The 26390-nt window shown below is 68.6% G+C and carries 22 protein-coding genes and 2 rRNA genes; 11 read left to right on the top strand and 13 right to left on the bottom strand.

What is annotated here, in order from left to right:
* The 3 genes from ETD85_RS30385 to ETD85_RS30375 all read left to right on the top strand — a co-directional run.
* Window positions 1–117, top strand: a 23S ribosomal RNA gene (locus tag ETD85_RS30385); the annotation flags it as partial.
* 85 nt (window positions 118–202) lie between these two features.
* A 5S ribosomal RNA gene (rrf, locus tag ETD85_RS30380) occupies window positions 203–319 on the top strand.
* A 104-nt stretch (window positions 320–423) separates the two neighbouring features.
* Window positions 424–966 carry a GNAT family N-acetyltransferase gene (locus ETD85_RS30375; RefSeq protein WP_138693225.1) on the top strand — a complete coding sequence of 181 codons (543 nt, stop codon included), beginning with the start codon at window positions 424–426 and terminating at the stop codon, window positions 964–966.
* A 1337-nt stretch (window positions 967–2303) separates the two neighbouring features.
* On the opposite strand, the gene ETD85_RS30370 is transcribed toward ETD85_RS30375, so the two are convergent.
* From ETD85_RS30370 to ETD85_RS30360, 3 genes are all read right to left on the bottom strand, one after another.
* Entirely contained in the window at window positions 2304–3560 is a 1257-nt protein-coding gene (locus ETD85_RS30370) for an epoxide hydrolase family protein (protein ID WP_138693224.1), read from the bottom strand.
* Between the two features lie 80 nt (window positions 3561–3640).
* A complete protein-coding gene (locus ETD85_RS30365) occupies window positions 3641–4081 on the bottom strand; it encodes a MarR family transcriptional regulator (protein WP_206058734.1) in 441 nt (146 codons plus the stop codon).
* 39 nt (window positions 4082–4120) lie between these two features.
* Complete coding sequence (locus tag ETD85_RS30360; protein WP_138693223.1) at window positions 4121–4912, bottom strand: PhzF family phenazine biosynthesis protein; 792 nt, start codon at window positions 4910–4912, stop codon at window positions 4121–4123.
* 168 nt (window positions 4913–5080) lie between these two features.
* Between ETD85_RS30360 and ETD85_RS30355 the strand changes: the two genes are divergently transcribed.
* Window positions 5081–5467: a cell division protein SepF gene (locus tag ETD85_RS30355; RefSeq protein ID WP_138693222.1), complete on the top strand. Its 387-nt coding sequence runs from the start codon at window positions 5081–5083 to the stop codon at window positions 5465–5467.
* A gap of 55 nt (window positions 5468–5522) precedes the next feature.
* On the opposite strand, the gene ETD85_RS30350 is transcribed toward ETD85_RS30355, so the two are convergent.
* The 5 genes from ETD85_RS30350 to ETD85_RS30330 all read right to left on the bottom strand — a co-directional run bounded on the left by ETD85_RS30350 (window position 5523) and on the right by ETD85_RS30330 (window position 12813).
* A complete protein-coding gene (locus tag ETD85_RS30350; protein ID WP_240779531.1) occupies window positions 5523–6854 on the bottom strand; it encodes a hypothetical protein in 1332 nt (443 codons plus the stop codon).
* A 120-nt stretch (window positions 6855–6974) separates the two neighbouring features.
* Window positions 6975–8702, bottom strand: a complete 1728-nt coding sequence (gene argS / locus ETD85_RS30345) for an arginine--tRNA ligase (protein ID WP_138693221.1) — start codon at window positions 8700–8702, stop codon at window positions 6975–6977.
* Window positions 8699–11008 carry an HAD-IC family P-type ATPase gene (locus tag ETD85_RS30340; protein ID WP_138693220.1) on the bottom strand — a complete coding sequence of 770 codons (2310 nt, stop codon included), beginning with the start codon at window positions 11006–11008 and terminating at the stop codon, window positions 8699–8701. Before ETD85_RS30340 ends, argS begins: the two co-directional genes overlap by 4 nt.
* A 40-nt stretch (window positions 11009–11048) precedes the next feature.
* Complete coding sequence (plsX, locus tag ETD85_RS30335) at window positions 11049–12068, bottom strand: phosphate acyltransferase PlsX (protein ID WP_240779530.1); 1020 nt, start codon at window positions 12066–12068, stop codon at window positions 11049–11051.
* 187 nt (window positions 12069–12255) lie between these two features.
* Window positions 12256–12813 (bottom strand): DUF1707 SHOCT-like domain-containing protein, encoded by a 558-nt coding sequence (locus tag ETD85_RS30330; RefSeq protein WP_206058732.1) that lies wholly within the window; start codon window positions 12811–12813, stop codon window positions 12256–12258.
* 177 nt (window positions 12814–12990) lie between these two features.
* Between ETD85_RS30330 and ETD85_RS30325 the strand changes: the two genes are divergently transcribed.
* Both ETD85_RS30325 and ETD85_RS30320 read left to right on the top strand, forming a co-directional pair.
* A complete protein-coding gene (locus ETD85_RS30325) occupies window positions 12991–14307 on the top strand; it encodes a KamA family radical SAM protein (protein WP_138693219.1) in 1317 nt (438 codons plus the stop codon).
* Window positions 14308–14706: 399 nt separating this feature from the next.
* Window positions 14707–15705, top strand: coding sequence for a hypothetical protein (locus ETD85_RS30320; protein WP_138693218.1), 999 nt, complete (start codon window positions 14707–14709; stop codon window positions 15703–15705).
* A 609-nt stretch (window positions 15706–16314) separates the two neighbouring features.
* Here ETD85_RS30320 and ETD85_RS63350 read toward each other — a convergent pair.
* The 3 genes from ETD85_RS63350 to ETD85_RS30310 form a co-directional block, all read right to left on the bottom strand.
* Entirely contained in the window at window positions 16315–16470 is a 156-nt protein-coding gene (locus ETD85_RS63350) for a hypothetical protein (RefSeq protein WP_170246913.1), read from the bottom strand.
* 274 nt (window positions 16471–16744) lie between these two features.
* Window positions 16745–17611 carry an ABC transporter ATP-binding protein gene (locus tag ETD85_RS30315; protein WP_240779529.1) on the bottom strand — a complete coding sequence of 289 codons (867 nt, stop codon included), beginning with the start codon at window positions 17609–17611 and terminating at the stop codon, window positions 16745–16747.
* Window positions 17604–18539: an ABC transporter permease gene (locus ETD85_RS30310; protein ID WP_138693217.1), complete on the bottom strand. Its 936-nt coding sequence runs from the start codon at window positions 18537–18539 to the stop codon at window positions 17604–17606. The genes ETD85_RS30315 and ETD85_RS30310 overlap by 8 nt, the downstream gene beginning before the upstream one ends.
* 471 nt (window positions 18540–19010) lie before the next feature.
* Between ETD85_RS30310 and ETD85_RS30305 the strand changes: the two genes are divergently transcribed.
* The 5 genes from ETD85_RS30305 (at window position 19011) to ETD85_RS30285 (ending at window position 24700) form a co-directional block, all read left to right on the top strand.
* On the top strand, window positions 19011–20648 hold the full coding sequence (locus ETD85_RS30305; RefSeq protein WP_170246915.1) for a peptide ABC transporter substrate-binding protein: 1638 nt from the start codon (window positions 19011–19013) through the stop codon (window positions 20646–20648).
* Window positions 20649–20770: 122 nt separating this feature from the next.
* Window positions 20771–21715 carry an ABC transporter permease gene (locus ETD85_RS30300; RefSeq protein WP_138693216.1) on the top strand — a complete coding sequence of 315 codons (945 nt, stop codon included), beginning with the start codon at window positions 20771–20773 and terminating at the stop codon, window positions 21713–21715.
* A gap of 49 nt (window positions 21716–21764) precedes the next feature.
* Window positions 21765–22652: an ABC transporter permease gene (locus tag ETD85_RS30295; protein ID WP_240779528.1), complete on the top strand. Its 888-nt coding sequence runs from the start codon at window positions 21765–21767 to the stop codon at window positions 22650–22652.
* A gap of 13 nt (window positions 22653–22665) precedes the next feature.
* The gene (locus ETD85_RS30290) at window positions 22666–23703 is read left to right on the top strand and encodes an ABC transporter ATP-binding protein (RefSeq protein ID WP_138693214.1); all 1038 of its coding nucleotides are present in this window, start codon (window positions 22666–22668) and stop codon (window positions 23701–23703) included.
* On the top strand, window positions 23687–24700 hold the full coding sequence (locus ETD85_RS30285) for an ABC transporter ATP-binding protein (RefSeq protein ID WP_138693213.1): 1014 nt from the start codon (window positions 23687–23689) through the stop codon (window positions 24698–24700). The genes ETD85_RS30290 and ETD85_RS30285 overlap by 17 nt, the downstream gene beginning before the upstream one ends.
* 92 nt (window positions 24701–24792) lie before the next feature.
* Here ETD85_RS30285 and ETD85_RS30280 read toward each other — a convergent pair whose 3' ends face one another.
* Both ETD85_RS30280 and ETD85_RS30275 read right to left on the bottom strand, forming a co-directional pair.
* Window positions 24793–25980, bottom strand: a complete 1188-nt coding sequence (locus ETD85_RS30280; RefSeq protein WP_138693212.1) for a lipid-transfer protein — start codon at window positions 25978–25980, stop codon at window positions 24793–24795.
* Window positions 25977–26381 (bottom strand): Zn-ribbon domain-containing OB-fold protein, encoded by a 405-nt coding sequence (locus tag ETD85_RS30275; protein ID WP_138693211.1) that lies wholly within the window; start codon window positions 26379–26381, stop codon window positions 25977–25979. Before ETD85_RS30275 ends, ETD85_RS30280 begins: the two co-directional genes overlap by 4 nt.
* Window positions 26382–26390: the final 9 nt, after the last annotated feature.

Below are 26390 nucleotides of genomic sequence, written 5' to 3'. Positions count from 1 at the left end.
GTCTCCCACCATGAGAGTGGGTAAGGCTCCCGGTAGACGACCGGGTTGATAGGCCGGAGGTGGAAGCACGGTAACGTGTGGAGCTGACCGGTACTAATAGGCCGAGGACTTGACCACAAAGCATACTTTCTTGAAGTTTTTGCTCGCGTCCACTAGGCAATTCTGAGACAACAAGCGGTTTCGCTTGTCAGTTTCATAGGGTTACGGCGGTTATGGCGGGAAGGAAACACCCGGTTACATTCCGAACCCGGAAGTTAAGCTTCTCTGCGCCGATGGTACTGCACTCGGGAGGGTGTGGGAGAGTAGGTCACCGCCGGACAATCTTTCGGGAAGGGCTCGACGCTATGCGTCGGGCCCTTTCTGCATTTCTGGGCTCGACTGGGACGTTGAGTCGCAGATGCACCCACGGGCATCATGGTCCCCATGCCAGGGTTCATCGATCCAGCGTCCGAGCTACGGGAGTCGTTTCTGGCCGGGGTAGCTGAGTTTCGGAGCGATCGGGACTATCCAGTTCCTTGGTTCGTCAAGGATGTGGACCCACAGGCTCTGGAAGACTCAAGGGCTTTCGAGGCGTACGTCGCGCGTGTGCTCGGTGAGAGGACGCAGGATGGCGTACGTAGCGGGTTCGTACCGATGACCACATTGTGGTGGGCGGATGGCGACCAGTTCTTGGGGAGACTGGCCATCCGCCATCAGCTCACCCCGGAGTTGATGGAGCTCGGCGGCCATATCGGCTACGACGTGCGCCCCAGCGCCCGTCGTCGAGGGCATGCGACAGCGATGCTTGCGGCCGCGCTGCCGATTGCGCTGAAGCTCGGTATCTCGCAGGCGCTGGTGATGTGCGATCTGACGAACGCTGCCTCGCGGCGGGTCATCGAAACCAACGGCGGCCAGCTGCTTGACGTCACCGCTCGGAAGCGCCGCTACTGGGTGCCGACGGCGGAAGGGAGCACCGGCTCCGATTAGCGGCGTACATGGGGCGCCGGCTGCGGTCTCGACGAAGGATCTGGGGGAGTCGCGTCGCCAGGCGTGCTCACCCGTGACTCGGATACGGGCGGTGGCACGGTTTCCTCAAAGCGGTGGGCTCAAGGCGGTGTCCCCGGGCGGTGTCCCCGGGAACGTCGTCAGGTGGCTGGACGGTCGCGCGGTGCTTTGGGCGTCGGTACGGGGCGCGGTGGCCCGGAAAGCTGACACCGCGTCTCGGGTGGGTGTCACGCCGTCCGAAGGGATCATCAGGCGGAGCAGAAGATTGACGCCACGGCATCCCGCACATGCACTTGGTCGCCGCCTCGCCGCCTCGCCGCCTCGCCGCCTCGCCGCCTCGCCGCCTCGCCGCCTCGCCGCCTCGCCGCCTCGCCGTCCAAGGAAGTCGAGGTGGTCGTCGTGGCCCCTGCCGCCAGGGTACGGCCGTTGGTGGAGGTGAGGGCCGAGGAGGCGAAGGTGTCCACGTGCCGTCGCGGGCGTTGAGGCCCGGCTTGCCGTTGCATGGGTCCGCCCGTGGGGTTGCGGGGCCCGCCGGCGCGCGGGATCTACGCAGCCTTCTGCAGCGGAGTGGGCAGCAGGCTGCTCTGCGGGAGTGGCTGACGTCGTGGAAGGTGGAGAGCATGCCGCCGACGCAGAGCATGCCGCCCGCGTTCAGCCGGTACACGCCGCGGTATCCGACCTGTGGAGGAGACGGCTTGTGCGCGGGCGGCTGTTTGATGCCCTACGGGTGCCTCAGGGGCTGGTAGGTGTCCCCCTCAAGGGAGGGACGAACTGCCGCCGGACGAGCGCGGCAGCCACTGACCGACCGGACCGCTGCTCGACGATGCCGGTGAGGGGAAGATGAGTGGTGCCGGGGTAGTCCCGCGTGCCAGCTCCGACGCCCGAGCTAGCAGGCGGGAGATCTTCAGCAGGGCAGGTCGGCGGCCAGGCCGGCCCTGCTTGCCGAGCCCAGAGCGTTGTAGGAGCCGGGGAGGCCGGAGAGCATGGTGATCAGGTCTCGGACGTGATCTCATCCGCCCTACCACCAGGCCCTGCTCCGTGACCGTCGGCAGCAGCGTGCCGAGCCTGCGCCCCGAACGCTGGCAGCGCCACCGTGGCGGTCACCTTCTGGCAGCAGGTCCGGTAGCCGGCGTCACTCGGGGTCCTTCCCCCTCCGCCGTCGAGCAGGCGTGACCCGCCGGAGCCCTTCCCGTCGCGCGTCGCCGCCGATCACGCCGACCACCCCCTCGATCTCCGCTTCTCACCGACCCATGGCGCCCGTGGCCGGGCTCGCGCATGTCGTCGAGGGCACGCTCAGCATTGGCCATCGAGCGGGCCGGCTAGCGTCGGCCGCGGAAGGTGCGGCGCAGGTCATCGACCCACTCGTCCGGGATCTCCCAGGGGATGAAGTGGCCGCCGCGGTCATGGACGTTGAGGTTGACGTGGTTGTACCAGGCGGCCCGGTCGCTGTCGAGGAAGCTCTGGACCCGCTGGGCGGTGCTGACGCCGGGTGGGTTCTCGTAGCCGACGAAGGTGATGCCGGTCGGTGCCTCGATGACGGGCTGCCGGTCGTGGGACGGGGTCCACGGGTAGCGGTTGTTGTTCGAGTATGTACGGATCGAGGTGCCGATCGCGTTGTTCACCCAGAAGATCATGGCGTGGGTGAGCAGATCGTCCTTGCTGAAGACGGTCTCGATGTCGCCGCCATTGTCGCTCCAGTTCAGCCAGCGGTCGAGGATCCAGGCGAGCAGCCCCGCCGGTGAGTCGGACAGCCCGTAGGAGAGCGTGCTCGGGGCGAGTACGTGTGCCGCGAGGTGGACGGCGAAGCGCTTCTCCCAGGAGAGGAGCTGCCGGTGGACGTCGGCGGGCAGGCCCTCGGGGATGGGCCGGCCACCGCTGAGGTCCCAGCCCCGGTCGCCGTTGAACAGGGTGAGCTTCAGCCCTGAGCCGATATGGATGGCGTAGAGCTCATCGGCGTACTTGTGCCCGAGCTGGCCGGTGACCAGGGCGCCGACGTCGCAGCCGGCGGCGGCGTACTTGGTGTGGCCGAGCGTCCGGGTCATGAGCGTGTGCCAGAGGTCGGCGACCTTCCAGAAGTTCATGTCCGGGTTGTCCGGCAGCGGGGTGGAGAATCCGAAGCCGGGGAAGGACGGGACGATCACGTCGAAAGCCTCGGCGGGGTCGCCGCCGTACGCGCCCGGGTCGGCCAGCGGGTCGATGACCTTGGACCAGTGCCAGAACGTCCACGGCCAGCCGTGCGTCAGGATCAGCGGCACCGGAGCGGGGCCGACCCCGGGCTTGCGCATGAAGTGCACGGGGACGCCGTCGACCTGGACGTGGTAGTGCTCGTAGGCGTTGATCGCGGCCTCGGCCTTGCGCCAGTCGTAGCCGGTGCGCCAGTAGTCGACGAGCTCCTCAAGGTAGGGGCGGCGGACGCCGTAGTATCCGTCGTCGTTGCCCGCGTCGAGCGGCCAGCGGGTCAGCGCCAGCCGCTGCCGGAGGTCGGTCAGCACGTCGTCCGGCACCCGGATCGGCGTCGGCTCCAGGAGGAACGGCCGCACCTCGGCGCGGTGCGATGGGGTGGTTTCGTGGCTCATCGGCAGTTCCTGGCCTTCCGTGCGCATTGGGATGGTCGAGGAAGCGCGGCTCGCCGCGTCCTCACGGTCTGGGGGCGCGCTCACCCGTTGAGCTCGACCAGGCGGGCGAGGGCGGGCAGGGCCGCTGCGATGGTGGCCCGTTCGGCCTCTGTGAGCCCGCTGGAGAGCTTTTCGAGGTGCGCTATGCGGTCGGCTCGTCGTCCGTTGACGACGGCGGCACCGGCCTCCGTGACGTGCACGAGCACCGCGCGGCCGTCCGAAGGGTCGGGCCGGCGCGCCACCAGGCCCTCGCGTTCAAGCTTGGTGACGATCTGGGTGATCGCCGGCTGCGTCACCTGCTCGCTGGCGGTCAGCTCGGTCAGGCGCTTCGGGCCGCTGCGGGTCAGCGTGTGGAGCACCGACAGCGTCGTGAAGCTCAACCGCTGCACCGTGGGCAGCCGGATGGACATCCGGGTGAAGTCTTCCAGCACGGAGGTCAGGTCGGCGATGCTCAGCTCGGAAGTCTGGTTCTGGGGCGGCACAGCTCCAGAATCTAACAGAAACTTATTTAAGTTTCTAATCTAATCGGCCTGCTGCGCGGGAGCAGGGGGCACGTGCAGGGTGCCCGAGGCGATCGTGACCGCGTGGCCCGCAAGGTGTACGCGGTCACCATCGTGCCGCACCCGCACCAGCCCGCCCCTGGCCGACAGCTGGGCCCCGGTCAGCGAGGCACGGCCCAGGCGGGCGGACCAGTACGGCGAGAGGGCGCAATGAGCCGAGCCCGTCACCGGGTCCTCCGGCACGCCGACGTTGGGGGCGAAGAAGCGGGAGACGAAGTCCGTCTCCGTGCCCCGCGCGGTGACGATGACCCCCCTGGCGTCCACTGCGGCGAGGGCGCCGATATCCGGGGCGAGCGAGCGAACCGTTTCCTCTGACTCCACCTCAACCAGCAGGTCGAGGTGGCTTTTCGAGACGTGCACCGGTGCGACGCCGAGCGCTTTCTCCAAGCCGGCCGGAAGGGGCGCGGGGTTCGACTCCTTGGCCGGGAAATCCATTGTGATCATGCCGTCCGGCAGCCGATTCACCGTTAGCGTGCCGCTGGCCGTGCTGAATTCGACCGGGCCGGAGGCGGCGCCCGTCGAATAGAGGACGTGCGCGGTGGCCAGCGTGGCATGGCCACAGAGAGTGACTTCGACGGCCGGCGTGAACCAGCGCAGGGAATCTCCGAGCAGGAAAGCGGTCTCGGAGAGGTTCATCTCGCTGGCTACGCTCTGCATCCACCGATCAGTAACCGGAGAGTCCAGCAGGCAGACCGCTGCGGGATTACCCTTGAAAGCTGTGTCGGTGAAGGCGTCCACACTGAAGAGGCGCATGTGGCCGATGCTATACGGGGGTCGGATATCCAGATGCAAGCGGGTTGCAAGCCGTACAAAATGGAATTAGGGCTGGGCGTGTCGCGTGGCGAATGCGGAATCGTCGGTTACCGTCCAATGTGTAGGGACGTGCCGATTACGGTGAGTTCCTGAGGAAAGGACAAGCCGATGGGGGCAGTGCGCAAGGTGGTGAGCTACCTTGGCCTGGGCGGAATCGACCAATATGACGAGGGCTACGACGACGACGGGCACTACGAGGACGAGTACGTCCCGGCCACGGAGCGTGCTGCCAGGCGGTGGCGCGCGAACGTCGACTCCTCACGCATCGTGATGGTCCAGCCGCTCAAGTACAACGACGCGCCGTTGATCGGTCAGCACTTCCGTGACGGCCAGACGGTGATCATGGATGTCACGGGCATGCCGATGCCTGAGGCGACGAGGATGGTGGATTTCGCCGCCGGGCTGGCCTTCGGGTGCGAGGGGCGGATCGAGCGCATCGCCGACCGTGTCTTCCTGCTCGCGCCCGCTCACGTAGAGATCGAGACCACTCAATAACACGATTCGCCGATCGGACTGCCGGCCTGGGCGGGGCGGCAGTCTGGGGAGCGGGTCAGGCAGCTCGCGGGCCGCGACGGATCAGCCGGGTCAGCTCGGCTGCGTCGTCAGCGGCCTGCTTCGCGCGTGCGTCCGCTTCGCGGGCGTACGCGTGCAGAGCCCACACCGCTCCTTCGGCCAGCTCCTTGAGCTCGCTGACCTGGGCGGCCACGTAGCGGGCGTCGGCCTCGGCGAGCTTGCGGCGCTGCCACAGCTGCCAGCCGGCCAGGCCGATCATGGCCACTCCCGCTCCCGCGAGCAGCCTGCTGGCGAGCACGGCGCCGATCAGGCAGGCCACGCCCACCACGATCAGCACCATCGCGGCCCACGGGCGCGGGCGCGGCACGACCCCCTCGGTGAGGATCGCGTGCTCGGCGGTGGCCAGCGAGGCCTCGTCCGGCCCCTCAGGGCGCAGGTGGATGCGGTGGCCGAGCAGCGGCACGGTCAGCGTGGCGGGAGGCGCCAGGTGGCTGTCAGCCTCGAGCTCCTCCGCCACACCCCGCAGGATCGGCGCCGCCACGTGCAGGGCGATCGCCGCCAGATGCGGGTCCGCGCCGGGGCGCAGGTCATCGAGCAGGTACGAGATCAGCGAGGCCATCGGCCCGGCCGGGCCGCCGAGCCCGATCAGGGAGCGCAGCACCGCCAGCGGCTCGTTCTCGGCCCAGGCCGTGGCCGGGCTGCCCGAGCTGTTGTCGAGCGGTGCGGAGGAGTCGTGCTCGGCCTGCCGGGCCGAGGTGATCTCCACGCAGCGGCCGCGGAGCCTGGCCAGCCGGGCGGCCGCCACGGACGGTATGGCCAGCTCCGGGATCTCCGCCATCTCCGGGAAGTCGGCCAGCGACGGCGGCACCACGACCGACGGCTCGCCCGGCACGAGCGCCTGCACCCACTGCTGCGGATCGGCGTACTCCTGCACGGCCAGCGCGTCGAGCTTGCGCAGCACGAAGATCTTGCCGGCCGGGCCGTAGGCGCCTCTGGCGGCGGCCAGCCACAGCGAGCGCTGCCCGTGGGAGACCGGCCGCTCAAGGGACAGCTCGCCGAAGGCGGTGCCGAGCCAGGAGGCGTGGATGCGGCTGCCCTGCCCGGAGACGGCCAGGGCCAGGCAGAGGAAGACCGCGGTCTGCTGCTGGTCGCGGCCGGCCGCCTTGCTCAGCGGCTCCAGCGGGTCGTCACCGGCGAGGATGGCGACCAGCGCTTCGATGGCCGGGGGCAGCCAGTAGCCGGGTATGTCGCGAAAGCCCGGGGCGGCGGGAGGTGCGGTGCCGTTGGCGGCGAGGTGCGCCAGCAGTGCTTCGGCGTAGCGGTGCAACTCCGTCGCGGCAGGGGGACTCGCAGTCAGGTCCGTGCTCAAGGCAGAGAACTCCCCCAATTCGCCTTCAGTTCATGACCGCGTAAAGCCTAACCGTATGGGCGCGCCAACCCGGTGGAGGCGCGCCCACGACGGAACGGGAGACTTTGAGTCAACTGCCTGTTACATGCGCTCGGGGACAGGGACGCCCAGAAGGTCGAGCCCGGTCTCCAGGACGCGCAACGTCAGGGCGCAGAGGGCCAGGCGGGACGCCCGGGTGTCCGGGTCGACGCCTTCCTTCAGCACCGGGCACTGCTCGAAGAAGTCGGTGAAGGCGGTGGCGGTGGCGTAGATGTAGGCGCACAGCCGGTGTGGCTCGCTGTCCGCGGTCGTCTGCTCCAGCACCGCGCCGAAGCCGAGCAGTCGCAGCGCCAGGGCGCGCTCTGCGGGGGCCCCGAGGACGATGGGCCCGGTCGCCTCGGCCGGGTCCACTGCGCCCTTGCGGAAGATCGAGCGGATCCGCGCCTGGGCGTACTGCAGGTAGGGGGCCGTGTTGCCGGTGAAGCCGAGCATGCGGTCGAAGTCGAGGATGTACTCGCTGTCGTGGCTGACCGACAAGTCGGCATATTTCACCGCGCCGATGCCGACCGCGTGCGCGATCTCCTTCTGCAGCTCCGCGTCGTATCCCCGGTCGGAGATCGCCGCCGCGGCCCGGTCGATGGCCTCCTGGAGCAGATCCATCAGCTTGATGGACTCGCCGGAGCGGGTCTTGAACCGGCGCCCGTCCTTGCCCAGCATCATGCCGATCTGGACGTGCTCGGCCGAGACCGTGTCGGGCAGCCAGCCGGCCAGCTGCGCGGCCGCGAACACCATCCGGAAGTGCAGCGCCTGCTCGGAGCCCACGACGTAGAGGATGCGGTCGGCCTTGAGGTCGTGGACGCGGTAGCGGATGGCCGCCATGTCGGTGGAGGCGTAGCCGTAGCCGCCGTCGCTCTTCCTGATGATGAGCGGCAGCGGCTTGTCGTCGGAGCCGGTGAAGCCGGGCGGGAACAGGCACAGCGCGCCCTCGCTGAGCACCGCTGCGCCGGAGGACTCCAGGTCGTCGCACGTCTTCTCGAGCATGGGGTTGTACATGCTCTCGCCGGCCAGGTCGGCGTCGGTCAGCGTGACGCCGAGCAGCTCGTAGACCTTGTTGAAGTAGCGGATGGTGGCGTCCATGAAGACGTGCCAGAGCCGCATCGTGTCGGGGTCGCCCGACTGCAGCGTGGTCACCCGTACGCGGGCCCGCAGCTTGAAGTCCTCGTCGCCGTCGAACTTGGACCGCGCCGCCTGGTAGAACTCCGTGCCCATGCCGGCCTCGAGCTGCGCGACCGCGGCCTCCTCGCCGATGTCGAGCAGGTGCTCGATGAGCATGCCGAACGGGGTGCCCCAGTCGCCCAGGTGGTTCTGCCTGATCACCGTGTTGCCGAGGTGCTCGTGCAGGCGGGCCAGCGAGTCGCCGACGATCGTGGTGCGCAGGTGGCCGACGTGCATCTCCTTGGCCGCGTTGGGCGCGGAGTAGTCGATCACGACGGTCTGCGACGGCGTGATCGTGCCGACGCCGAGCCTCGGGTCGGCCAGCATCTGCCTGGCCTCGGACTGGATCCACGAGTCGTCGAGGGTGATGTTGAGGAAGCCGGGGCCGCTGACCTCGACCGTGCCGGGGAAGTCCGACAGCTCCGCCTTGATCGCCTCTGCGACCTCCCGCGGTGCCCGTCGCAGGCGCTTGGCCAGGCTCATCGCGACATTCGCCTGGAAGTCGGCGAACTGGGACGGCCGGATCAGCGGGTCTGCGTCGGCGTGCTCCGAGCCGAACGCGTTCGCCAGCGCCTGCTGGACGCGCTCGGTGAGCACTATCTGCGGGTCGGTCATGCTCTAAGAGTACCGGCGACCTTGACCGCGACGCTGATGGCCGCGGCGGCCACGATCGAGACGCCGACCGCGGTCAGGTCCTTGCCGAGATCGCCCGGCGCGAGCGCGAAGAAGGCCCGGACGAAGGGCAGCGAAAGGCCGGCGGCGAACAGCGCCGCCATGGCGCCGACCAGGACCACCCGCCACCAGTTGAGCGGCCTGGCGATCAGCACGAGCACCCACCAGGTGGTGAGGAAGAGCGTGATGACGGCCGAGGTCTGGACCTCGGTGAGCGTGGAGGTGCCGCTGTGCGCGGCCCAGAACGACGCCAGCACCGCCACCGCGCACAGCACCCCCGCGGGGACGGCGAAGCGCAGCACCCGGCGGACGAACCCGGGCCGGGAGCGCTCGAGCGTGGGCGCGAGCGCGAGGAAGAGCGCGGGGATGCCGATGGTCAGGGCGTTCGTCAGGGTCGAGTGGCGGGGCGCGAAAGGGAACATCACCCCGGCCAGCCCCACCGCCAGCGACAGCAGGATGGCGTAGAAGGTCTTGGTGAGGAACAGGTTGGAGACGCGCTCGATGTTGGCCAGCACCCGGCGGCCCTCGCCCACGACGTGCGGCAGCGTGGCGAACTTGTCGTCGAGCAGCACCACCTGGGCCACCGCCTTGGTGGCCGGGCTGCCCGCGCCCATCGCGATGCCGAGGTCGGCGTCCTTCAGCGCGAGCACGTCGTTGACGCCGTCGCCGGTCATGGCCACGGTGTGGCCGCGGGCCTGCAGCGCCGCGACGAACTGCCGCTTCTGCCGAGGGCTGACCCGGCCGAAGACGGTGTGGGTGTCCAGCAGCTCGCCCAGCTTGTCCGCGTCGTCCGGCAGGGTCCTGGCGTCGATCGCACGCTCGCCGCCCGGGATCTCCAGGCTGGTCGCGATAGCCGACACCGCGGCCGGGTTGTCGCCGGAGAGCACCTTGACCGTCACGCCCTGCTTGGCGAAGTAGCGCAGGGTCTGCCGGGCGTCGGGCCTGATGCGCTGCTTGAACGTGATGAGCGCGACGGGCTGGACGGGCTCGGCGGGCTCGGCGCGGTCGGCGCCGTTCCCGTCCGCGGGCAGGCGGGCCGCGCGGCAGAGCGCCAGCACGCGGGTGCCGGTGGCGGCCAGCTCGGCGGCCCTGTCGTAGCCGTCGCCGCCGTCGAGCAGCACGTCGGGAGCCCCCAGCAGCCAGGCGCCGCGCTCGCCGAAGTCGGCTCCGCTCCATCTGCGCGCCGAGGAGAACGGCACGGTCGTGCCGGCCGTCCATCCGTCGCCGCCCTCCGGGTAGTGGGCCCTGATGGCCTGGGCGGTGGCGTTCGGCCGGCCGTCGAGGTGGGACAGGGCGGCCAGCGCGGCGTCGACCGGCTGGCCGTCGCCCAGCGGCAGCACCAGGTCGAGGTCCATGCCGCCGGCGGTGAGGGTGCCCGTCTTGTCCAGGCAGAGCACGTCCACCCTGGCCAGGCCCTCGATCGCGGGCAGCTCCTGGACCAGGCATTTGCGCCGGCCCAGGCGTACGACGCCGACGGCGAAGGCGATCGAGGTCATCAGCACGAGCCCCTCGGGGATCATGGTGACGATGCCCGCGACCGCGCCGGTGATGGCGGTGCGGAAGTCCGCCGAGTTGCTGAGCTGGCTGTAGATGAGCAGGGCGCCGATCGGGATGACCAGCCAGGTGATGTACTTGATGAAGTTCGCCACGCCCTCGCGCAGCTCGGAGTGGGCGAGGTGGAACTTGCTGGCCTCTTCCGCGAGCTGCACGGCGTACGCGTCGGTGCCGACCTTCGTGGCCACGAACGAGCCCGTGCCCGCGACCGCGAAGCTGCCCGACAGGACCGGGTCGCCGGGCTGCTTGTGCACCGGGTCGGCCTCGCCGGTCAGCAGGGACTCGTCCACCTCCAGCCCGTCGGACTCGATCACCTCGCCGTCGACCAGCAGGCGGTCACCCGGGCCGAGCAGGATCAGGTCGCCGAGCACGACCTGGCGGGGCTGGATCAGCCGCTCGGCGCCGTCGCGGCGCACGCGTACGGGAGCCTCGTTGATGACCGCTAATTTGTCGAGCGTGCGCTTGGCACGCAGCTCCTGGACGATGCCGATCAGCGCGTTGGCCACGATGATCAGCCCGAACAGGCCGTCCTGCCACTCCCCGAAGATCAGGATCAGCGCCCAGAGCACTCCGATGACCAGGTTGAACAGGGTGAGGACGTTCGCTCTGATGATCGCGCTGAGCGATCTGCTCGACCGGCGCGGGACGTGGTTGGTCTTCGCCCCCGCCACCTGTGCTGAGGTGAGCCCGTCCACATAACCCCCCGTTGCTGTGGATCGGTGCCACCCTATGGGGTCACCACAGTCTGTGTGAGCGATGCGTGGCGGCGACTCGGTCGCCGGTCCCGGCGACGATCCCGTCCGCCGACAGGTCGGCGGCGAGCTGGCAGGCGGCGCTGATCGCCGGGGCCTTGGAGGAGCCGTGGGCGATCACGACGGTGCCGTTCAGCCCGAGCAGGACGGCTCCGCCGTACGCCTCCGCGTCGAGCCGGCGGCGCAGCTCCCGCAGGCGGGAGCGCTGCATGGCCGCCCCGAGCCGGGCGAGCCTGCTGTCGCTGATGGTCTCGCGCAGCTCGCTGAACGCGTAGCGGACGGCGCCTTCCATGGTCTTGAGCGCCACGTTCCCGGTGAACCCGTCGGTGGTGATCACGTTGACCTTGCCGGTCAGCAGGTCGTGGCCCTCGACGTTGCCGGCGAAGCTCAGGCCGGGGGAGGCCTGCAGCAGCTCGTGGGCGCGTTTGACGAGCTTGTTGCCCTTCTCCGCCTCGCTGCCGATCGTCAGCAGGCCGACCGCGGGCGCCTCGATGCCGTAGGCCAGCTCGGCGTAGGCGGCTCCCAGGTGGGCGAACTGCACCAGCATCTCCGGCTTGGCCTCGGCGTTGGCGCCGGCGTCCAGGAGCAGGGTCGGTGTCGGGAGCGTGGGGAGCGCGACCGCTATGGCCGGCCTGAGCACGCCCTGCTGGGCCTTGAGCCGGAGCCTGCCGGTGGCCACGATGCCCGCCGTCGAGCCGGCCGACACGACCGCGCTGGCGTCGCCCCTCCGGACGAGATGGCAGGCGATCGCGATGCTGGACCGGGGGCGGCGCAGGCTGGCCAGCGCGCCCTCGTCCATCGCCAGGGCCTCCTCGGCCCGTACGATCGGGACCTCTTTGGTGGCGTCGTGGTCGGCGAGGGCTTCGTACACGACGCGGGGCGAGCCGACGAGGACGACGGACAGGCCGCGCTCGCGCACGGCGTGCACCGCCCCCGCGACGATCTCGTGCGGCGCATGGTCGCCGCCCATGGCGTCGAGCGCGATGGGCCTGCTGTCGGACAATGATCACCTCGTACGGCATCGAGCCCGCCGTCACGGCTTGGCCGGAACGCGGGCTCGGTATGTCCGCATCGCAGGCAAGGCAGGTGCCCATTAAACCGGCGGGTAGGCCCTGTTGGTTCCCGGGCAGGCGCGTTCCAGTCCCGTCGGTGGCGAGCGGCCGGTGCCGGTGGAGGTCTCAGGCCCGGTGTCAGCGGAGGTTCCAGTCGTCCATTCCGCGTGAGACGATCACCTTGGAGAACGTCGACTTCCCCGTCACCCTGATCAGCGGCCCGTCGGCCTGGCTGCCGCCGGTCACGTTGCGCTTGCCGAAGATGGAGCTGCCCTCGTCGATGACGTGAGCGTTGTCGGGCACCCGGACGATCACCTTGCTGAACCGGGCGTCGGTCTCGACGGTGATCTCGCGGCCGGGCAGGACGGCGTCCGACAGGTCGATGATCAGCGCCCCGAACCGCGCGGACAGCTTGGTGTGCCTGGAGGCGACCCAGCGCCCCTTGCGCACGATCTTGCTGAACTTGGAGCTGATGAGCTGCTGCTCGACGGCGGCGGGCACGTTGGACGCGGACACCTCGGGCAGGTCCCGGGTGATGGGGACGAGCTCGCCGACCGTCTTCGCCGTGTAGGCGATCTCGAGGCGGTCGGCGTGCTCGACGCTGGTGAGTCTTCCGGTGGCGAGCGCCTCTCCCAGCACCGCGGCGATGCGGTCGCGATCGGCGTCTGAGGCGCGCAGGTCTGGATCATCCGTCACGATAAATCAGTCTATGCCGGTTCGCGATATGTCGCGAGTGTCGCAAACCTCAAGGAAAACTTGGAGCCCAGCGGAACCGCCGACGTGGGTGGACGCGTCCGGGTATTAAGGACCGTAGACGCGCGACGGGGTCGTGAGGTTTACACCCGATCGAACAAAAAAGATGGGAAAGGCCTAGTGATCTTGAACCAAGCTGGCACGCGGCGCTTCAAGGCGTACACGGCCAAGCACCTCGACCAGCTCCTGCAGCGTGCGGGGCTGGACGACGAACAGCGGCTGAAGGTTCGCGCGGTCGCCACGGTGCTGCCGTTCCGGACCAACGCCTACGTCGTGGACGAACTCATAGATTGGTCGGCCGCCCCCGACGACCCCATGTACCGGCTGGTTTTTCCGCAGGAGGACATGCTTCCCGCCACCGACGTGGCGAGGCTGGCCGACCTGCTGAAGGCCGAGGCGCCCAACGCGGAGATCCAGGCCGAGGCCAACCGCGTGCGCGCGCAGCTCAACCCTCATCCGGCAGGCCAGAAAGAGCTCAACGTCCCGAAGATGGATGACGAGCCGGTCCCTGGCATGCAGCACAAATATCACGAGACCGCGCTGATCTTCCCCAAACAAGGGCAGACCTGCCACGCGTACTGCACCTACTGCTTCAGGTGGGCGCAGTTCGTCGGTGACGCGGACCTGAAGTTCGCCTCCGACGACATAGAGGGGATGGTGGCCTACATCCGCCGGCATCCCGAGGTCACCAGCGTGCTGATCACCGGCGGCGACGCGATGATCATGGGTGAGCCGGTGATCAGGCGATACATCGAGCCGCTGCTTGAGCTGGAGCAGCTCGAAAGCATCAGGATCGGCACCAAGGCGCTGGCCTACTGGCCGCAGCGCTTCACCACCGATCCGGATGCCGACGCCACGCTCGGGTTGTTCGAGGAGGTGGTCGAGTCGGGCAAGAACCTGGCGTTCATGGCCCACTTCTCGCATCCGCGCGAGCTGGAGTCGCCGCTGGTCGAGTCGGCGGTCAAGCGAATACTCGGCAGCGGGGCCACGATCAGGACGCAGGCGCCGCTCATCAGGTCGATCAACGACGACCCCGCCGTCTGGTCGCGCATGTGGCGGCGGCAGCTCAGGATGGGGATGATTCCCTATTACATGTTCGTCGAGCGTGACACCGGGCCGCAGGACTACTTCGCGGTGCCGCTGGCCAGGGCGTACGAGATCTTCAGAGACGCCTACTCGACCGTCTCGGGCCTCTGCCGGACCGTCCGGGGGCCGTCCATGTCGGCCACGCCGGGCAAGGTGTGCGTCGACGGCGTCGTGGAAATCGCAGGGGAGCAGGTCTTCATGCTCCACTTCATTCAGGCCCGCGACCCCGAGCTGGTCGGCCGGCCGTTCTTCGCGCGCTACGACCCGTCCGCCGTCTGGCTGACGGATCTGCGGCCCGCCTTCGCCGAACGATTCCCGTTCGAACCCGCGGAAGCGCTGCTGCCCGTCTGAGCGGTCGCGCGCGTCGACCGCGATCGGTAAATCCGCACCCCGGCCCGTGACAATTGATTTCGCGACCCTTTGTTCACGGGCCGCAAGGGTGCCCTCTTCCACGCGCTCACGGCCTCGGCCGAGTGCGCACAATATCGGAAACAAGAGCCTCCTATTTCCGGTTTTGTCTTCCGCTCAACGCTTCCCCCTTTACTCGGTAACCGGGCTGCAAACCCCTGCTACATGGGCATTCATGCGCCTGCGGCCGGTCACAGCGAGTGATAGAACTGCTGGCGTAGCTCAGCCGTGACGGCACGCTTCGTGTGGTGCCCATAGCGCGCACGCCACGGCATTCGGGGGTTATCGATTCGCATTTCCACCGCATTCGAGAGCGATCGATCACGAGCCGGGAAGGCAATCATGAATCGAGTAGTCAAGACGGCTGTCGCCGTCACAGCGTTCGGCCTGGCGGCGGCATTGGCCGTGCCAGCTCAAGCGGACGTTCAATACAACAGCGGACGGTACGCGACCAACGACGCTCCGCTCGGAGGCACCAGCGCGCCCGGCAGCCCGCTCGGCGGCCCGATCGGCAGCCTGCTGGGCGGCCTGGTCCAGAAGGGCCTGCTCAGCGGCCTGTTCGGCAAGGCCAAGTCGGCCAAGGCCCCGAGCCGTCCCATGACCGAGGAGGAACTGGACGCGGCCAGCGAGGACCAGAGGGAGCCCGGCATGTCCGGCCCCACGCCCAACGCGGCGGAGGACGCGGTCAGCGGCGGTTCGCCGCTGACCGAGCTGTCGCCGATCGTCGGCGGGTTCCGGCTCGCCCACGGCGACCTGACCAAGTCGCTGCCCGTGCTGTCGGGCGCCTCGCGCCTGGCGACGCCGGCGGTCAAGACCGGCGAGCAGGGCAACCGCCGGCTCATCACCGAGGGTTCGGCCGTGAGCGGCGCCTACGGCGCGGTGACCGGCCTGGTCGACTCGTCGGCCGGGGGCACGGCGAACAGGCTCGCCCCCTCCAGCCTCATGCCGGGCGCCGGCGCTGGCTTCCTGGACGCCACCGGCCTCACGGCCAAGACCATGAGCGGCGCCGCCAGGAGCGTCGAGTCCCTGTCCGCAGACACCGCCCTGACCGGGCTCGCCATGGCCGCGCGCCGTGCGCTGCCGAACGCGGCGAGCGGCGAGCTGGCCCCGATCGTCGGACAGGTCGCGCCGGCCGAGATGGCCCCGGTCGTCCAGTCGCTGCCCGGCACCAGCCAGGCCGCTTCCGTGGACGAGCTCACCCCGCTGGTCGAGGACGCCTCCGGTGTCGTCGCCACCCGCGGCGTCAAGACCACCGGCTACTACGGTGACGTGGTGGCCGCCCTCGGCTGGACCACCGACGCGCTGACGGGCTCGGTGCGGAACTCCTGGGTTCGCGACTAGCTGACGCGACGGAGGCGCTGACGAGGTGCCGAAGCGCCGGCCAGGTGCCCGAGCAGCGCCGGACAGGCGGGCAAGGGGTGCGGGCGGGTGCTGAGCAGGCGCTGACGGGTGCGGCTCGCCGGAAGCCGGCACGACGGTTCGCGGGCGTCCCAGGTGCCGACGCCCGGGAACCGGCGGTGACGGCGACGCGGCGACGGCGTTCGCGCGCTCCAGCAGTTCCCTGACGGCGAGTTTCCCGGGACCGGGACGCCGTCGTACCCGACGCGGCAGGCCGAAGAGGCGCTCACGGGTGCCGAGCGCCCGAGGCACTGACCGCGCGTTGGTTGCGAGCCCCCGCGAGAGCGGGTGGTCTCATGACGGGCCAGGGCGGACGCGCCCTCGCCCAGGGCGCGCTCGTCGCACGCGCCGCCTCTGCAGGGCAGCGGCGCCGCACGAGCCCCGCCCCATCGCCGCCGGCCCCACCCCGGGGTCGGCGGCATTCTCATGCCCATGAGGTACGGCCCGCGCCCCCGCCACCGGGCCGGGCTCTGGTGCGATCGGGAAGGCCGCCGGACCCGTGCCGCCTTCGGGGTAGGGAAGCCCGCGTGCCTTCCTGGGCTGCCGGTTGGGTCAGGGGAGCCGGACCCCGGTGCGGCGGGCTATCTGGGCCTGGAGCCGGGCCATCTGCCAGTGCAGCTCCAGAAGCTGCTCGGCGAGCTGCATCCGGGGGATCTCGGCAACGTCCTCGGTGGCCAGGTGGTCAATGGCGGCCGAAAGCTGTCCCATCGCGCGCTCCCACTCCATCGCCGTTCCTCAGATCGAATTGGCGTTCGAATCCTATCGGAACGGCAGGCTCGCTGTCAGTCATTCACCCCTCGCGTCGCACCGGTGTTTCGCACACGGGATCGAATTCGGGCGGGCCTGAACCCCGAGGGGAGAGCATGGGAGTGCGGCCCGAAGGCCGCCCGCGTGGGCGTAGAGGAGCCGCCGGGGGCAGCGGGCGCGCCAAGGACCGGAGCGAGGGCCGCGCGGCACGGGCGGGAGGGGACCGCCCGGCGGGTCAGCCCTTGTTGTAGGCGGCGATGACTTCCTTCGGGTCGCCGTCCATCTTGATCTTGCCCTTGTGCAGCCAGATGACCCGGTTGCAGGTCTCCTCGATGACCTTGAGGTCGTGGGCCACGAGGAAGACCGTGCCCGCCGACTCGCGGATCTGGCGGATGCGCTCCTCGCTCTTCTTGCGGAACTCGCGGTCGCCGGTCGCCAGCGCCTCGTCGATGAGCAGGACGTCGTGGGTCTTGGCGGAGGAGATGGCGAAGCGCAGCCGCGCGCCCATGCCCGAGGAGTAGGTGGACATCGGCAGCTGGACGAACTCGTCGATGCCGGAGAAGTCGACGATCTCCTGGTATTTCTCCTGGACCTCGGCCGGCGTCATGCCCATGGCGTAACAGCCGAGGACGATGTTGCGCTCGCCGGTCAGCTCGCGCATGAGGGCCGCGTTGACGCCGAGCAGCGACGGCTGGCCGTCGGTGTAGACGGCGCCCTCGTGCGGGGGCAGCAGGCCGGCGATGGCCCGCAGCAGCGTGGACTTGCCCGACCCGTTGCGGCCCACGATGCCGATGGCGTCCCCGTGATAGGCCACGAAGGTCACGCCCTTGACGGCGTGGACCTCTTTCATCTGCGGGCGGCCCTGACGCCTGAGAATGCGCGTGAGGGCGTTGACCGCGTTGCCCTTCTCCGTGTCGCTGGCCGCGCCGTAGACGCGGTAGACGATGTGGAGGTCGTCGACGATGACGGTCGGAGTGCCCGTGGGGACGTCAAGCGGCCGCTTGCCCTGGGGCTCCGGGTTGGGATGCACTCTGACATCCTTGCCGGGGACGGCGGGCTCCTCGCCCTTCACCTGTGACAGCTCCTTGATCAGTTCAGCCACGCCCGTACCTCTCCTCGGACCGCCAGAAGTACCAGAAGCCGAAGCCGAGAGCGAACACCGCCCAGAATACGCAAGACATCCACACCATAGGCGGCGGGTAGTGACCGAACTCGGGGTTGTGGGACTTGATGAGGATCTCGCGCATCCACTCGATGTAGGAGGCTGCCGGGTTGAGGTACATCACGTTGGCTACCCACTGAGGCAGCTGTGCAGACTCAACTACTTTGTCCTGAATCGAGAAGAACACACCTGAGGCGTAGAGCCAAGTGCGCGTGATGAACGGCAGCAGCTGGTTGAGATCGCGCATCGTGGCCCCGAGCCGGGCGACCACCAGGCCCGCGCCGATGTTGAACATCGTCTGCAGGGCGAGCACCACGGGGATCATGAGCCAGAACCAGGTGGGCCACTCCTGGGTGGCGACCACGAGGGTGAGGAGCACGCCCATGGAGATGGCGAGCTGCTGCAGCTCCTGGATCGTGTAGGCGAGCGGGAGCGACGCCCTGGGGAAGTGGAGCGCGCGGATGAGCGACAGGTTGCTCGAGATCGACTTCGCGCCCGCCGTGACCGTGCGCTGCGTGAAGGTGAAGATGAACATGCCGGTCAGCAGGAACGCCGGGTAGTTCTCGATGTCCTTGCTGCCGCCCAGGATGAGGCCGAACATCAGGAAGTAGATGGCGGCGTTGAGCAGCGGCGTCAGCACCTGCCAGAGCTGGCCGAGCGCGGAGCTGGAGTATTTCGAGACGTTGCGCGAGGTCGCGTACGTCAGGATGAAGTGTCTCCGCTGCCACAGCTGGCGCAGGTAGACGGGAAACCTCGGCCGCGCGATGGCACGGCGAAGCCCATACCTCTTGGCGAGCTTGGCCAGCGGCTCCTGTCCGCTTCGGCCGCCCGCCTGGGCGTCCGCTACAACGGATTCCGGCTGGCTCATGGCAAGGACTCTATTGGATCCCGGTCGGTGGGGTGCCTGTCGCGCGGGTTCGCGACAGTCAGTTGGACGGAGTCTTACGTCGCCGGGTTCCAAGGCGCCGTCAAGACCTGCTCAACCGTAGCCCAGCCAGCCGGGGCGCGCTGGCAAGGGCACGAGCACTGTCATGTAGAGGGTATTTTTCATCCGCTGTTCACGTCCGGACCACCCCTGCAAGTGCCACTTTGCGGGGTTTGGTACGGACTGGAGCAAATGTCTGTGACGCTGGATAGGCGTACGTGTGACCGAACTGCAACGCGCCAGAGACTCCCTGGTGGCAAGTAGTAAGGGATAGTCGCGATCGACTGGCAGGGCGTCGGCTGGTTTGACCATGTCAGCCAAATCCGGGGGGATACCAGGACCCCCCCGTCAGGCTGCTCACGATCACCGCAGCTCAGCGCTTACGCCCACTGTAGAGGGAGGAATTCTTTCACCATGCGTGTTACTAAGGGCGCACAGATCGTCGCCGGTACCGCGCTGCTCGCCCTCGCGGTTGCCGCGTGTGGCGGCGGTGCCTCGGAAACCGGCGGCACTGCCGCGGGCGGCGGCGAAACGCCGGTCCGCATGGAGCTCGGTGAGCCGCAGGAGCTCTTGGTCCCGTCGAACACGACGGAGTCCGAGGGTTCCGAGACTCTCGCCGCGCTGTTTGAGCCCCTCGTCAACTACGACGAGAACAAGAACGCCGTCGAGGCCGCTGCCGAGTCGATCACCAGCGAAGACCAGAAGGTCTGGACTATCAAGATCAAGCCGGGTTACACCTGGCACAACGGCGAGCCGCTGATCGCGCAGAACTACGTGGACGCCTGGAATTACGCGGCGAACCAGGAGAACGCGCAGAGCGCCGGCTACTTCTTCGGCAGGGTGGACGGCTTCGCCGATCTCAACCCGGGTGAGGGCAAGCCAGTCACCGCGAAGGGCATGAAGGGCCTCGAGGCCGTCGACGACACGACGCTGAAGGTCACCCTTACCGCGCCGTTCTCGCAGTTCAAGGTCATGCTCGGCTACACCGCGTTCTACCCGCTGCCCAAGGCCGCCTTCGGCGCCGACGGCAAGGTGACGAACGAGTACGGCGAGAAGCCCATCGGACAGGGTCTGTTCAAGATGGACAAGCCCTTCAAGAAGGGCACCGACCAGACCATCGACATGTCGGTCTACGACAAGTACCCGGGCGCCAAGCCGAAGAACTGGACCAAGCTCCAGTTCAAGCTGTACACCAACTCGGACACGGCGTTCAACGACCTCCAGGCCGACAACCTCGACATCCACGACTCCCTCGGCCCCGCCGCGATCTCCACGGCCAAGGCCACCCTCGGGGAGCGCTACCAGGACCAGCCCGACGCCGGCGTCGGCTACATCGGCGTTCCGCTCAAGTACAACGACGAGCTGAACAAGGTCGACATCCGCAAGGCCATCTCGATGGCCATCGACAGGAAGACCATCGCCGAGACGGTCTTCTCGGGCACCCGGTCCCCGGCCGACGACTTCATCAACCCGGCCATCGCGGGCTACCGCCAGGGCGCCTGCAAGGCGTGCACGTACAACCCGGCCGAGGCCAAGAAGCTGTACGAGTCCGCGGGCGGCCCGAAGAAGCTCGAGATCGGCTACAACGCCGACGGTCCGCACAAGGAGTGGATCGAGGCCATCGCCAACAACCTGAAGGCGAACCTCGGCATCGACGCGACCGCCAAGCCGTTCGAGAAGTTCGCCAGCATCCTGGACGAGCTGGACAGCAAGAAGTACAAGGGCCTGTTCCGCATGGGCTGGGCGATCGACTACCCGTCGGCGGAGAACTACCTGTCGCCGATCTTCAGCACCGGCGCCATCGCGACGGGCTCCAACTACGGCGGCTACTCCAACAAGGCGTTCGACGACCTGATCGCCAAGGGCGACCAGGCCGCGTCCGTCGAGGAGGGCCTGAAGTTCTACCAGCAGGCAGATGACATCCTGAACGAGGAGCTGCCCTACATTCCGGTGTACTTCTACCGGAACAACTCCGGCTACTCCAGCAAGGTCAAGAACGTCAAGATCAACCTGCTCAACCAGGTTGAGTGGGCCGACGTCGAGAAGGTCTGACGGTTGAGCCCTAGGGCGGGCGCGTGGCGCCCGCCCTCGAAGGGCCAGCCATGAAGGCGGTTTCTTCGGCCAGGAACCCCTGGGCCGAGGGACTGCCTTCTTGGCATGTACGGGAGGCTTAAATGGGCCGTTACATCATCAGGCGTCTGCTCCAGTCAATACCTGTGCTGTTGGGTGCCACCCTGCTCATCTTCACCATCGTCTTCGCGCTGCCCGGCGATCCCATCGCGGCGCTGGCCGGTGAGAAGCGAGCGGACCCCAACATCGTCGCTATCCTGCGCGAGCAGTATCACCTCAACGATCCGCTGCTGCTGCAGTACTGGTACTACATCAGCGGCGTGCTCCTGCGAGGGGACTTCGGCGTCACGTTCGCCGACGTGCCCGTGTCCCAGATCATGGCGGGCAAGTTCCAGGTCACTCTGAACCTGGCGCTCACCGCCCTCATCATCGAGGCTCTCATCGGCGTCGGTCTCGGCCTGTGGGCGGCGCTGCGGCGCGGCCAGGCGATCGACACCCTGATCCTCGCCTCCACCCTGCTGCTGATCTCGGTTCCGACCCTGGTGTCGGGATTCGTCCTGCAGTACATGCTGGGCGTGAAGCTCAAGCAGTGGACCGGGCTCGACATCTTCCCGATCGCGGGCATCACCAATGGGTTGCGCAGCTATCTGCTGCCCGGCTTCGTGCTCGCCGGGGTGTCGATCGCCTATCTCACCCGTCTCACCAGGACCAGCCTGGCCGAGACGCTGAGAGCCGACTTCATCAGGACCGCGACCGCGAAGGGTCTGTCCCGAAGACGGGTCGTCGGCAGACACGGCCTGCGCAACGCGTTGATCCCGCTCATCACCTTCCTGGGCGCCGACCTCGGCAACCTCATGGGCGGGGCGGTGATCACCGAGCGGATCTTCAACCTGCCGGGCATCGGCAATCAGCTGTTCATCTCGGTCTATTTGAGAGAGCAGCCGGTGGTAGTCGGTATCGTGACAATCCTGGTGCTGATTTACATCCTGGCCAACCTGGTCGTCGATCTGATGTACGCAGTGCTCGACCCGAGGATCCGCTATGAGTGACGTTCGGCCGGGCGGGCCCGTCATCGCTTCCGAGGGAAGCCCCGCGCCCTTGCCTCAGAAAAAGACCAAGGAAGCCAAGCCGGCCAGCCTGTGGACCGACGCCTGGCACGACCTGCGGCGCAAGCCCATCTTCATCGCCTCGTGCTGCCTCATCGCGGTGCTGGTGCTGATGGCGGTCTGGCCGTCGCTGTTCACCTCGATCGATCCCGCCGACGCCAGGACGTGCGAGCTGGCCACCGCCCGGCAGCTGCCGAGCTCCGGCCATCTCTTCGGCCGGGACAACCTGGGCTGTGACCTGTACGCCCGCACCATCTACGGCGCGGCCAACTCGCTGAAGATCGGCATCAGCACCACGATCGCGGCCGCGATCATCGGTGGCCTGACCGGTCTCGTCGCCGGCTTCTTCGGCGGCCGCACCGACACGGTGGCCTCCAGGATCACCGAGATCTTCTTCGCCATCCCCAGCATCCTGGGCGCGCTGCTCATCGGCGCGACCTTCCGCGACAGCGGGCTCGGCATCTGGCTGGTCGTCTTCGCGCTGACCATCCTGGGCTGGCCGATGACGTTCCGGATCATGCGCGCGGCGGTCATCACCGCCAAGGGGCAGGACTTCGTGATCGCGGCCAGGGCGCTCGGCGCAGGTTCAGGGCGCATCATGTTCCGGCACCTGCTGCCGAACGCGCTGGCCCCCGTGATCGTCATCGCGACGATCAACCTGGGCGGGTTCATCGCGGCCGAGGCCGCGTTGTCCTACCTGGGCGTGGGCGTCCAGCCGCCGGAGATCTCCTGGGGTCTGATGATCGCGGACGCGCAGCCGAGATTCCTCGACGCGCCGCTGCCGCTGATCTTCCCCGCCGTGTTCCTGAGCATCACCGTGCTCGCGTTCATCATGCTGGGAGACGCCGTGCGCGACGCTCTCGACCCGAAGCTCAGGTAGAAGGGGGGATCAAGTGAAGAAGACGTCATCGGATGTGTTGCCTGCCGAGGGAGGGCCAGGCGACCAGCCGCTGCTCGCGGTCGACAACCTGCACGTGGAGTTCCGCACCCGTGCGGGGGTCGTACGAGCGGTGAACGGCGTGAGCTACACGGTCGGCCCCGGCGAGACCCTCGCCGTCCTGGGCGAGTCGGGGTCCGGGAAGTCCGTGACCGCTCAGGCGATCATGGGCATCCTGGACATGCCACCCGCGGTCATCCCGAAGGGTGAGATCCGCTTCAAGGGCACCAACCTGCTCAAGCTCTCGGAAGAGGCCCGTACGCAGGTCCGCGGCCAGCGGATCGCGATGGTCTTCCAGGACGCGCTGTCCGCACTGAACCCCGTGTTCACCGTGGGCTGGCAGATCAGCGAGATGTTCCGGGTGCACCGCGGCATGTCCAAGGCCGACAGCACGAAGAAGGCCATCGAGCTGATGGACCGGGTCCGCATCCCGGCCGCCAGGCAGCGCGTCAACGACTACCCGCACCAGTTCTCCGGCGGCATGCGGCAACGCATCATGATCGCGATGTCGATCGCGCTGGACCCCGAGGTGCTGATCGCGGACGAGCCCACCACGGCGCTCGACGTGACCGTCCAGGCGCAGATCATGGAGCTGCTCGCCGAGCTGCAGCGCGACAGCAGCATGGGGCTGATCCTGATCACGCACGACCTGGGCGTGGTCGCCGACGTGGCAGACAAGATCGCGGTCATGTACGCGGGGCGCATCGTGGAGAACGCCCCCGTGCACGACATCTACAAGACGCCCGCGCACCCGTACACGAAGGGCCTGCTGGAGTCGATCCCCAGGGTCGACCAGAAGGGCCAGGACCTGTACGCCATCAAGGGCCTGCCGCCCAACCTGCTCGACCTGCCGACCGGCTGCGCGTTCCATCCCCGGTGCCCCTACCGGCAGGACGACTGCGTGACCGACGCCCCCCCGCTCCACGAGATCAGCGGCACACGTGGCAGCGCCTGCCATTACTGGAGGGAGGTCCTCGATGGCGATCGGCAGTGAGCGCATCCTTGAGGTGGACAACCTGGTCAAGCACTTCCCGCTGACCCAGGGCATCGTCTTCAAGAAGCAGGTCGGGGCCATCAAGGCCGTCGACGGCGTCTCGTTCGACCTGCACAAGGGCGAGACGCTGGGCATCGTGGGCGAGTCGGGCTGTGGCAAGTCCACCCTCGCCAAGGTGCTGATGGCGCTGGAGCGGCCGACCTCCGGCTCGGTGAAGATCAACGGCCGGGACATCGCCAAGGCCAGGGGCGGCGAGCTCAAGCGCATGCGCCGCAACATCCAGATGGTCATGCAGGACCCGTACACCTCGCTGAACCCCCGTATGACCGTCGGCGACATCATCGGCGAGCCGTACGAGATCCACACCGAGGTGGCGCCGAAGGGCGGCCGGCGCAAGAAGGTGCAGGAGCTGCTGGAGGTCGTGGGTCTCAACCCCGACCACATCAACCGCTACCCGCACCAGTTCTCCGGCGGCCAGCGCCAGCGCATCGGCATCGCCCGCGGACTGGCGCTCCAGCCGGAGATCATCGTCTGCGACGAGCCGGTGTCCGCGCTGGACGTGTCGATCCAGGCGCAGGTCATCAACCTGCTGGAGCGGCTGCAGAACGAGTTCGACCTGGCCTACATCTTCATCGCCCATGACCTGTCGGTGGTGCGCCACATCTCCGACCGGGTGGGCGTGATGTACCTGGGCAAGTTCGTGGAGCTCGGCAAGGACACCGAGATCTACGACAAGCCGGCCCATCCGTACACGCAGGCGCTGCTGTCGGCGGTGCCGGTGCCGGATCCCGAGGGGCGCGAGCAGCGCGAGCGGATCATCCTCCAGGGTGACCCGCCCTCGCCCGCCAACCCGCCGTCGGGCTGCCGGTTCAGGACGCGGTGCTGGAAGGCGCAGGAGATCTGCGCGCAGGAGGAGCCGCTGCTGCAGATCAGGCCGGGGACCGGGCACGAGAGTGCCTGCCACTTCGCCGAGACGCACGACGTGGTGCACATCTGACCCGTCCCGCCGAGGCCCTCCGCGCGCAAGCCGCTCGGAGGGCCTTCGCTTGCCGGGGCTCAGGCGGTGATGGTCCGGGCTGTGGTCAGCGGTCAGGCGGTGGTGACGATGATGGCCGAGCCGTGGCCGAACAGGCCCTGGTTGGCGGCGAGGCCGACGCGGGCGCCGGCCACCTGGCGCGGGCCCGCGCGCCCGCGCAGCTGGGTGACGAGCTCGCAGAGCTGCGCGATGGCCTGGGCCGGGATGGCCTCACCGAACGAGGCCAGCCCGCCCGACGGGTTGACCGGGATCCGGCCGCCGAGCCCGGTCTCACCCTCGCGCAGCAGCTTGTCGGCCTCTCCCGGCGGGCACAGCCCGATGTCCTCCATCCAGTCCAGCTCCAGCGCCGTGGACAGGTCGTACACCTCCGCCAGCGAGACGTCCTCGGGCCCGAGCCCGGCCTCCTCGTAGGCGGCGTGCGCGATCGCGGCCCTGAACGGTCTCTCGGGCGGGGGCACGGCGGCGCAGGAGTCGGTGGCGAAGTTCGGCAGCTCCAGGACCGTGCTGGGGAAGGTCGGGGTGACCGTGGAGACGGCGGCCACGCGTACGAGGTCCGTCGCGCCGAGCCGCCTGGCGTAGTCCTCCGAGGCCAGCACCACCGCCGCGCCCCCGTCCGAGGTGGCGCAGATGTCCATCAGGCGCAGCGGGTCGGCCACCATGGGGGAGGCCATGACCTCCTCGGCGGTGACCGGCCGGCGGTAGCGGGCCATCGGGTTGAGCGATCCGGCCAGCGCGTTCTTGACCTTGACGGCGGCGAAGTCGGCGGGGGTGGAGCCGTGGAGCGCCATCCGCCTGCGCGCGTAAAGGCCGAAATATCCAGGATTTGTGGCGCCGAGGAGGCGGAAGCGTAGCCAGTCGGGATCGTCCGGCCTGTCCCCGCCCACCGGCTTGAAGAAGCCCTTGGGGGTGGAGTCCGCCCCGACGACCAGCGCCACCTCGCACAGCCCCGCCAGGATGCGGGTGCGCGCGATGTCCACGGCCTGGGCTCCCGACGCGCAGGCCGCGTAGCAGGAGGCGACCCTGGCCCCGGACCAGCCGAGCGCCTGGGCGTAGGCCGCGCCGGAGACGAAGCCCGGGTAGCCGTTCCTGATCGTGTCCGCGCCCACCACGTACTGCACGTCCGTCCAGGCCACGCCGGCGTCGCCGAGGGCGGCCGTGGCCGCCGCCACGCCGTACTCCAGGAACGGGCGGCCCCACTTGCCCCACGGATGCATCCCCGTGCCCAGCACCACCACGCTCATGAGGCCCGCCCCCACATCCACACCAGCGGCCCGTCGGCCAGCGGCCCCGACGTGAGCTCCAGCTCCATGCCCACCTCCAGCTCGGCCGCGGTCAGGCCCTTGACCTGCCCGAGCACCACGATCCCCACGTCGTCGAGCTCGACGGCGGCCAGCGTCACCGGCTCGTACGGCTCCGCGGCCACGAACGGCGGCGGCGGCGGATAGCAGGCGTTGGTGTACGACCAGACCCGCCCGCGCCGGGGCAGGCCGATCTCGGTCATCTCCGTGCCCGCGCAGTGCGGGTTGGGGCAGAGCCCGCGCCGTGGCGGGAAACAGACGGTGCCGCAGGCCGCGCACTTGGTGCCGAGCAGGCGGACGCCGCCGTCGTCGACGGCGAACCAGCCCTCGATCGCGAACGTCATAGCCAGGAG

This window comes from Nonomuraea zeae (genome assembly GCF_005889725.1).
GTDB classification, from domain to species: Bacteria; Actinomycetota; Actinomycetes; order Streptosporangiales; family Streptosporangiaceae; genus Nonomuraea; species Nonomuraea zeae.
This window is presented reverse-complemented; position numbering and strand designations above follow the sequence as displayed.

Bases quoted from the DNA above. Each gene is read 5' to 3' on its own strand.
- ETD85_RS30375 (WP_138693225.1), top strand. From the start codon at position 424: ATGCCAGGGTTCATCGATCCAGCGTCCGAGCTACGGGAGTCGTTTCTG.
- ETD85_RS30360 (WP_138693223.1), bottom strand. From the start codon at position 4,912: ATGCGCCTCTTCAGTGTGGACGCCTTCACCGACACAGCTTTCAAGGGT.
- ETD85_RS30310 (WP_138693217.1), bottom strand. From the start codon at position 18,539: ATGAGCCAGCCGGAATCCGTTGTAGCGGACGCCCAGGCGGGCGGCCGA.
- ETD85_RS30370 (WP_138693224.1), bottom strand. From the start codon at position 3,560: ATGAGCCACGAAACCACCCCATCGCACCGCGCCGAGGTGCGGCCGTTC.
- ETD85_RS30355 (WP_138693222.1), top strand. From the start codon at position 5,081: ATGGGGGCAGTGCGCAAGGTGGTGAGCTACCTTGGCCTGGGCGGAATC.
- ETD85_RS30275 (WP_138693211.1), bottom strand. From the start codon at position 26,381: ATGACGTTCGCGATCGAGGGCTGGTTCGCCGTCGACGACGGCGGCGTC.
- ETD85_RS30300 (WP_138693216.1), top strand. From the start codon at position 20,771: ATGGGCCGTTACATCATCAGGCGTCTGCTCCAGTCAATACCTGTGCTG.
- ETD85_RS30305 (WP_170246915.1), top strand. From the start codon at position 19,011: ATGCGTGTTACTAAGGGCGCACAGATCGTCGCCGGTACCGCGCTGCTC.
- ETD85_RS63350 (WP_170246913.1), bottom strand. From the start codon at position 16,470: ATGGGACAGCTTTCGGCCGCCATTGACCACCTGGCCACCGAGGACGTT.
- ETD85_RS30285 (WP_138693213.1), top strand. From the start codon at position 23,687: ATGGCGATCGGCAGTGAGCGCATCCTTGAGGTGGACAACCTGGTCAAG.
- ETD85_RS30320 (WP_138693218.1), top strand. From the start codon at position 14,707: ATGAATCGAGTAGTCAAGACGGCTGTCGCCGTCACAGCGTTCGGCCTG.
- ETD85_RS30280 (WP_138693212.1), bottom strand. From the start codon at position 25,980: ATGAGCGTGGTGGTGCTGGGCACGGGGATGCATCCGTGGGGCAAGTGG.
- argS (WP_138693221.1), bottom strand. From the start codon at position 8,702: ATGACCGACCCGCAGATAGTGCTCACCGAGCGCGTCCAGCAGGCGCTG.